The organism is Phormidesmis priestleyi ULC007 (assembly GCF_001895925.1).
In the GTDB taxonomy this organism is placed as follows: Bacteria; Cyanobacteriota; Cyanobacteriia; order Leptolyngbyales; family Leptolyngbyaceae; genus Phormidesmis_A; species Phormidesmis_A priestleyi_A.
Map to the genome: position 1 here is coordinate 68,377 of NZ_MPPI01000022.1, position 7,315 is coordinate 75,691.

The following is a 7,315-nucleotide window of genomic DNA, read 5'->3' on the forward strand; positions in this document are numbered from 1 at the left end:
AATTTATATAGATTCTATCCTCTGAATCCATTAGAGAGTTTCAGACCGCCCATTGGAGCGCTTCAACTATGACGACAAATTACGGTGCTGATCAGATTCAAGTCCTCGAAGGTCTTGAGCCTGTTCGTAAGCGACCGGGAATGTATATTGGCACTACAGGTCCGCGAGGACTTCACCACCTAGTTTACGAGGTTGTAGACAACTCGGTTGACGAAGCGCTGGCGGGCTATTGCAAAAACATTCAAGTCGCCCTCAACGAAGATGGCTCAGTGTCAGTCACAGACGACGGGCGCGGCATTCCGACCGACATTCACCCTCGAACCGGGAAGTCTGCTCTCGAAACGGTGATGACCATCCTTCACGCGGGCGGCAAGTTTGGCGGCGGTGGATATAAAGTCTCCGGCGGTTTGCACGGAGTCGGGATCTCGGTCGTCAACGCCCTTTCTGAATGGGTAGAAGTCACGGTTTGGCGTGAGAAAAAAGTCCATACTCAACGCTTTGAGCGCGGCATTGCGATCGGCGAACTGAAGATAAAACCCAGTCCTGAACCAGAGCGCACTGGCACGTCTGTCTCATTCCTGCCCGACTCGACAATTTTCGTCGTCGGCATTGAGTTTGACTATGCCACGATCGCCGGACGGCTCCGCGAACTCGCCTACTTAAATGGGGGCGTAAAAATCACCTTCACCGACAGTCGCCCCGCTTCTTTAGAAGACGGACAGCCCCACGTCGAAACCTACTTCTATGAAGGCGGCATTCGCGAATATATCAGCTACATGAACCGCGATAAGCAGCCTCTGCACGAGGAAGTGATCTACGTGCAGGGTGAGCGCAACAACGTTCATGTCGAAGTCTCACTGCAATGGTGCGTCGATGCCTACACCGACAATATTCTTGGTTTCGCTAACAATATTCGTACGATCGACGGTGGCACCCACTTAGAAGGTCTAAAAGCCGTTTTGACGAGAACGCTAAACGCGATCGCTCGTAAGCGCAACAAGATCAAGGAAGGTGAGCCTAATCTAGCGGGTGAAAACATCCGCGAAGGTTTGACGGGTGTGATTTCGGTCAAAGTCCCTGACCCAGAATTTGAAGGACAAACCAAGACCAAGTTGGGCAACACCGAAGTTCGCGGCATCGTCGATTCTCTAGTCGGCGAAGTGTTGACGGAGTATCTCCAGTTCCGTCCTGCCGTGTCGGATGCGATTCTCGAAAAGGCAATTCAGGCGTTTAACGCTGCTGAAGCTGCCAGACGCGCACGAGAACTCGTTCGCCGTAAGTCGGTTCTAGAATCTTCTACTCTGCCCGGAAAGCTCTCAGACTGTGCTTCTCGCGACCCCAGCGAATCTGAGATTTTTATTGTAGAAGGCGATTCGGCAGGCGGATCTGCAAAGCAGGGACGCGATCGGCGTTTCCAAGCAATCTTGCCTTTGCGCGGAAAAATTCTCAACATTGAGAAAACTGACGACTCTAAAATCTACAAAAACACCGAGATTCAAGCCCTGATTACGGCGTTGGGGCTAGGCATCAAGGGCGAAGAATTTGACTCGTCTCAACTGCGCTATCACCGCATCGTGATCATGACTGACGCAGACGTAGACGGGGCACACATTCGGACGCTGCTGCTGACCTTCTTCTATCGCTATCAGCGCTTGATGGTTGACCAAGGCTATATTTATATCGCCTGTCCGCCGCTTTATAAAATTGAGCGCGGACGCAACCACTACTACTGCTACACAGAGCGCGAACGCAATGCCCGAATTGCCGAGTTCCCTGCCAATGCAAACTACACGATTCAGCGCTTTAAAGGTCTAGGTGAAATGATGCCTCAGCAACTCTGGGACACCACCATGAACCCTGAGACGCGCACCTTCAAGCGTGTTGAGATTGAGGATGCGGCTGAAGCCGATCGCGTGTTCACGGTGCTGATGGGCGATCGAGTTGCCCCACGCCGCGAATTTATCGAAACTTACGGCTCTAAGATGAATCTGGCAGACCTGGATATCTAATTCTGATTCGCAATGAAATTAGACTAAAAGCGGCTATCTTCTAAAAATAGCTGCTTTTTATTTGGCACACTCTCCTACTCTGGTAGTCGCTACTCTGATTTTCGTTTTGACTTGGGCGGCGATCGATGTGTGCCGAAATACTTTTCACTGCGATAGCGTAGCCACACCCGCAACACTTGCGGAATCTGCTCTTTTTGTTCTTTCGTCAGCGTGTCGTAGAGGGCTAACGCGCGTTCTCGCTCTCCCCGACAGGCAGCGTTATTGTGAGCATCCCAATAGCTGCGGGCAACCCGAATCCGCCGACAGACTTCCTTAATTAGCGCTTCTCCAGTGAGCGGATTTTCCTGTTTTGCCATACTCAAGTTCTGTTGTCTAGCCGTTCGATCGTAGCTTGTCAGGCGCACAGTCTTTCTAAACTAAGACCAATATTTCTCTAGAAACGGCAACATTCCTTCAGCCAACTGTTCGGGATACTCTTCGTGCAACCCTAAAGAACCCGGCATTCGGTGAACCTGAACCCCTGAAAAATGGGCTAACACTTCCACCTCTGCACGAGATTTGGGCGGCATCTGCTCCCCAATCACCATCATCACTGGCACGGGCAACGGCTGAAACCAGTTAAACCAATCTTGCCGTTTTTTCACTGCGTCTAGAGCGCCCGTCACGAAAGCCGCCGAAGCAAATCTAGCGCCTCGCCGTTGGGTGGTCTGCCACTTTTGCTGAATCAAATCTTGTGTAATGTGTTCAGACTCAGCAAACACATGGCGACTAAGCATGAATTTTAAAAACCCACGAGTCGTGTTCAGAAAATAGAGAGCCTGCCCCACTAAAGGCAAGTTAATCAGCGTTTGTAAGACTTTGTAGAGGCGGCGATGTTCTCCCATCGCGGTGGGTAAAGGGCCGCGCCAAGTCGGAGAAACCAACACCACCCACCGCCAAGGAGCCGACGTGCTTCCTCTCGCCCGGCTTGCCAACTCCATCACATATCCGGCTGAGTGCCCTGCTGCAACGACCACCACTGGTTCAGAAAAGACCTTCTGAACAAAGCTTCGCAAAAAGGCTTCATAGAGGGCAGGCGTGTAAGCAACATGAGGGCGCGAAGACTCGCCAAACCCCACCCAGTCGATCGCGATCACTTGATATTTTTGAGACAGCAATTCTGCCAGGCCTCGCATTTCGGTGCGGCTAGACACGCTGCTGAGAGCCGGAAGCAGCAAAATAGGCTTTCCCTCTCCTAAGACTTCATAGACACCCGTGATGGGCTGATCTTTCCAAGTCCAGTGATGTTCTCGGACGCTGCCGCCAATGCCGATCGCTGAAGAAATCGTAGTTGTCGCGGCAGAATTATTGCTCATTCCGGTTCCCTCAGTCCTCAAATCTCTCAGATCATTAGCTTACACCGTGCGATACGCGGTTCTTCAAAGGGTACAAATGAGAACGGCTCTAACAAGGTGAGTGGAGAAGATCTAAATAACGAAAAATAGTCCGCAACAACCTGCTGCGGACTACAAACACACGACTAACTGTGAGAAGTGAATGATCTGAACCGTTATTGAGCCTTGCTTTGACGACGGCGTAAGAGCAGACCCGCAGCACCCAACCCGACGAGCGACAGCGTGACCGAGGGTTCAGGAACAGGCTTAACCAGGGCAGTCAAGTTCTTTTCGCCGATGTCAACCAAGAAAACCGCATCGTTAAAGTCACGATCGGAATTCTCGTTCTTGCCGCCCGTTGCGCCCTTAGCACCATAAAGGTCTTCAAAGCCCAGCAACAGATACTTTTTGTCAAAGCCATAAGCGACTAAGTGCTGAAGCCCATCCGCGTTTTGGATCGTCTGAGTGCCAAAAACGCTTGCCTTTGCTTTGCGATTTAGACCATCGGCGCGTAAGAAGAAATCGAGTTGAGAACCTCCTTTAATCTCACCGACTTTTACGCCGTCACCCAGTTTGAGCGCGTTACCGCCCCAAGCACCCATGCAGCCAGCACCCGCGCAAGAGATGTCTTTGAACAGCAGCCCCTCGGTCTTGGTTTTCCCGGCTGACGTGAACGCTAACTGATTTCTGTAGCCTGCACCTTCATTGATGAAGAAAGCAGACACGTTGTAATCATATTTCAGCCCTAGCTTGCTAGAGTCGAGTTGAAACTGCCCACTGTTAGGAATGGCAACGCCTTCTTTTTGCACAAACTTCTGGTAGGGTGCATCGTTAAAGCCAGTTTGACTTTTGCCATAAATGGTGGGTTGGGGCTTATCCCAAACAGAGCTAGACGATGACAAAGCGGTGGCTGGGGCGATTTGAGAGAAGGCTCCGGTGATAGCGGCTGCCGTGATAAATAGACTAGTTGCGAGTTTTGGGTTCATAAAATTTGTAGATAACGTGCAGCTAACTCTCAACTTGCTTGCATACTGAGGTGCTGTGTAACTTCTACTACTTCTAGCAGGGTTTGTATGCCATCGTCACTAGCTTTGATGATTCTTAGCCGACTCTTCACCAGAACCCCTGTCTTCTGGAAGTTATACGCATTTCTCATTAAGTTTTTAATACTAAATATTCAGCTTTTCTATGGGCTTTCCAGTATTTATACGTAGAGAAGAACAACTTACTACAGAAACTACGCATTCTTTTAGTTAGAGTTTGATAAGTTTTGATATTGCTTACTGAATCCTACGTTGAAAAAATAAGTAGTTTACAGAAGGCTCGGTGTCAATGTCTTACAAACTAGAGAGAAGTTGCGATCGCCGCAGGTCACAAAGACTCTAACTATCGATCGATGCGAAATAGCCGAGAACTCGCATACCGCCCAGGTCGGCGAATGACGTGTTTGCGAACAAACTGAGGAATATCTCCACGATGCCCCATGACTATCACAGCATCCCCTTCACTCAGAACTAACGCCTGACTGGGATGGGTAATCGTGGTGCCATCACTTTTGCGTAGCGCCACAATAATAAAAGTTCCTTTGCCGCGCACTTCAATATCTTCGATCGTGGCCCCCACCATTGGAGAGTTGTGCACGATCGCGAGTTCATCGACTTGAATATCAACTTGTGATAGCAGTTCGTTTAGACGACTGCGACCATCATCATTGCTCAGAAACTCCATAGTGGCAGGATGAGTAATCATGTGAGACATTCTCAAGGCGCTAATCGCAGCAGGCAGCACCACTTGATTGGCTCCTGCTAACCGAAGTTTTTTTTCAGTAGAAGGCAACTCGCCACGGGCAAGAATCATTAATTTAGGATTAAGCTCACGAGCGGTTAATGTGATAAAAACGTTTGCAGCATCATCGGGCAGAACTGTAGCCAAAACTTTAGCCCGATCGATACCAGCCGTATGTAATATTGCTTCATCTGTTGCATTGCCTATCCGAATTAAATAACCTGACGATTCAGCCATTGCAATCCGTTCAGCATTGTTATCAATGATCACGCAGGGAATATTAGCATCCAGCATCTTCCGTGCCAAAATTTGACCCATTCGACCAAAGCCACAAATGATTACATGTTGTTCTAACGTTTCGATGCTGCGTGTCATTCGCCTTGCTCCTAGTACTTTATTAATTTCTCCTTCTGTAATCATCTGAAAGAAACCGCCCACGATATAAACGGCTGAGGAAGTTCCTGCAACAATCACACAGATCGTGAAGACCCTCAGAGTTGTGCTTGTAATCGGATGGACTTCGCCGTAGCCTACGCCAAAAGTTGTGATCACAACCATATAAACGGCATCCATCAGTGACCAACCCGCTAGCATATAACCTGCTACAGCCGTGATCATCGTAGCGATAAAAAAGAGCGCTCCCGTGAGGATGCGTTTCAGTGATCCCTGCATGTGCGATCGCCTTAGTAAACAGCGAATAACGATGACGTAGTTGCAAAAGCATCAGTGCATTTAGACAACTAAAAAGCCATCACTTCATTCATAAACTGTTTAGGCGAGTTTTGTCTGTTTTGCAGTAGCAAGCGATCTAAAAACTCATCGTCCGCCTCTCAGCTTAAGACGCACCGATGGATTCCCAGTTTTGAGGCGTTCTCACACTTCATCAGGTAGACGAAAGGCGGACTCGATCTCTGTGGAGGTCAGGGCGATAAAATCTCTAAAATCTATGCTCCTTCAGGCTCTCGACTCTACTCGCCATGCGATCGAAATCGTCTTCAGTCAAATCACTACGCGCTTTCTATTTTTTGTTTCCTAACCAAAAATCTTCAATAAAAAGCAGCCCCTACCCGGTTTGGACTGCCTTTGTGTTAGACGATGAGCTTCTCAATCTGGATATATAATGCCGCAGTTAACTCTGGGGAACATCTTCCTAAAGGTGGATACCATAACTGCCTCTTGAACAACGTTTAACAGTTAACAACTTCAAAAATGTATTAGTCAGTACCGCGCTAAGTCAACGTTTCAGGATTAATTTGAGACGCGTTTTCGTTAGCGTCATGACTTATTTGTGGGCGCTTTGCAGTCATGTTTGGCTGTGATACTCAACGATACTCAAAGCACTAATGAAGGAGTTGGGGCCCTCACGAGAAAGACCGTTCACGTCGATCTCGATGCCTTTTATGCCTCGATCGAGCAGCGAGACAATCCTCGTTACCATCACACCTTTTACAGTGATATAGCAATTCCTGAACAGATGAAGTACATCCAAATTATTGCACTCAAGCGTTTGGAAATACTTCTAGCGAAAACATTTGAGTGAGACTCTCATAGTAGGGTTCACAGTATCTTGCTTGCTCTGGTGACAGGCAATTTCTGGTTTCTTTACGCAAGCCTGCAACCATCTGTCTGGCTAACTCCCAGCTCACATTCAAGCACGGATAGATCATGACACAGAGCGGAAACAACTCCTCCTCAAGCGCGGCTAGATTTCCTTCAAGCAGACACACCCACATATAAACCTGAAACATTTCAACGTCTCGAATGCTGGAGGTGCGGACATGGCAATCACTCAAAAGCCCTGAGTAACAAGTGTATGAAGGGTATAGCCGAATTACTTGATTGACAATTCGTACCGCAATTTCATCAACCTTTGACATGAGTTGTTGTACAGCTTGCAAGACTAAGGAGTCTTTGGAATGCCTTGCTGCTGCTCGGTAAGCCCGTTGTAAAGGCATATACAGATGGTCATCAAGCACTTTGGCATAAGTTGCAAAGCTTTCTTGCTCAACGACTGCCAGCATTTCCATCAACTGTAAGTAGCTAGGCGCAATTAAATATAAAACGCTCCAGTGAGTACTCACCCGATTGACTCCGGGATTCCATCCCCCGCATCACCACCTTGGCTAAGTCATACTGATTATCGAACAT

6 protein-coding genes are annotated in these 7,315 nt (G+C 48.5%); 1 reads left to right on the forward strand and 5 read right to left on the reverse strand.

Going from position 1 to position 7,315, the window contains the following annotated elements; all coding sequences use genetic code 11:
* Positions 1 to 68 precede the first annotated feature (68 nt).
* Complete coding sequence (gyrB, locus tag BRW63_RS17540; RefSeq protein ID WP_073073428.1) at positions 69 to 2,009, forward strand: DNA topoisomerase (ATP-hydrolyzing) subunit B; 1,941 nt, start codon at positions 69 to 71, stop codon at positions 2,007 to 2,009.
* An 89-nt stretch (positions 2,010 to 2,098) separates the two neighbouring features.
* On the opposite strand, the gene BRW63_RS17545 is transcribed toward gyrB, so the two are convergent.
* From BRW63_RS17545 to BRW63_RS17565, 5 genes are all read right to left on the reverse strand, one after another.
* A complete protein-coding gene (locus BRW63_RS17545; RefSeq protein ID WP_223257417.1) occupies positions 2,099 to 2,413 on the reverse strand; it encodes a Precorrin-3B methylase in 315 nt (104 codons plus the stop codon).
* Positions 2,414 to 2,425: 12 nt separating this feature from the next.
* Positions 2,426 to 3,364, reverse strand: a complete 939-nt coding sequence (locus BRW63_RS17550; RefSeq protein WP_073073432.1) for an alpha/beta fold hydrolase — start codon at positions 3,362 to 3,364, stop codon at positions 2,426 to 2,428.
* Positions 3,365 to 3,558: 194 nt separating this feature from the next.
* Positions 3,559 to 4,368 carry a DUF4114 domain-containing protein gene (locus tag BRW63_RS17555; RefSeq protein WP_073073434.1) on the reverse strand — a complete coding sequence of 270 codons (810 nt, stop codon included), beginning with the start codon at positions 4,366 to 4,368 and terminating at the stop codon, positions 3,559 to 3,561.
* A gap of 400 nt (positions 4,369 to 4,768) precedes the next feature.
* Positions 4,769 to 5,839: a potassium channel family protein gene (locus BRW63_RS17560; RefSeq protein WP_073073435.1), complete on the reverse strand. Its 1,071-nt coding sequence runs from the start codon at positions 5,837 to 5,839 to the stop codon at positions 4,769 to 4,771.
* An 827-nt stretch (positions 5,840 to 6,666) separates the two neighbouring features.
* The gene (locus tag BRW63_RS17565) at positions 6,667 to 7,248 is read right to left on the reverse strand and encodes a hypothetical protein (protein WP_143162072.1); all 582 of its coding nucleotides are present in this window, start codon (positions 7,246 to 7,248) and stop codon (positions 6,667 to 6,669) included.
* Positions 7,249 to 7,315 lie beyond the last annotated feature (67 nt).

Bases quoted from the DNA above. Each gene is read 5' to 3' on its own strand.
- gyrB (WP_073073428.1), top strand. From the start codon at position 69: ATGACGACAAATTACGGTGCTGATCAGATTCAAGTCCTCGAAGGTCTT.
- BRW63_RS17550 (WP_073073432.1), bottom strand. From the start codon at position 3,364: ATGAGCAATAATTCTGCCGCGACAACTACGATTTCTTCAGCGATCGGC.
- BRW63_RS17555 (WP_073073434.1), bottom strand. From the start codon at position 4,368: ATGAACCCAAAACTCGCAACTAGTCTATTTATCACGGCAGCCGCTATC.
- BRW63_RS17560 (WP_073073435.1), bottom strand. From the start codon at position 5,839: ATGCAGGGATCACTGAAACGCATCCTCACGGGAGCGCTCTTTTTTATC.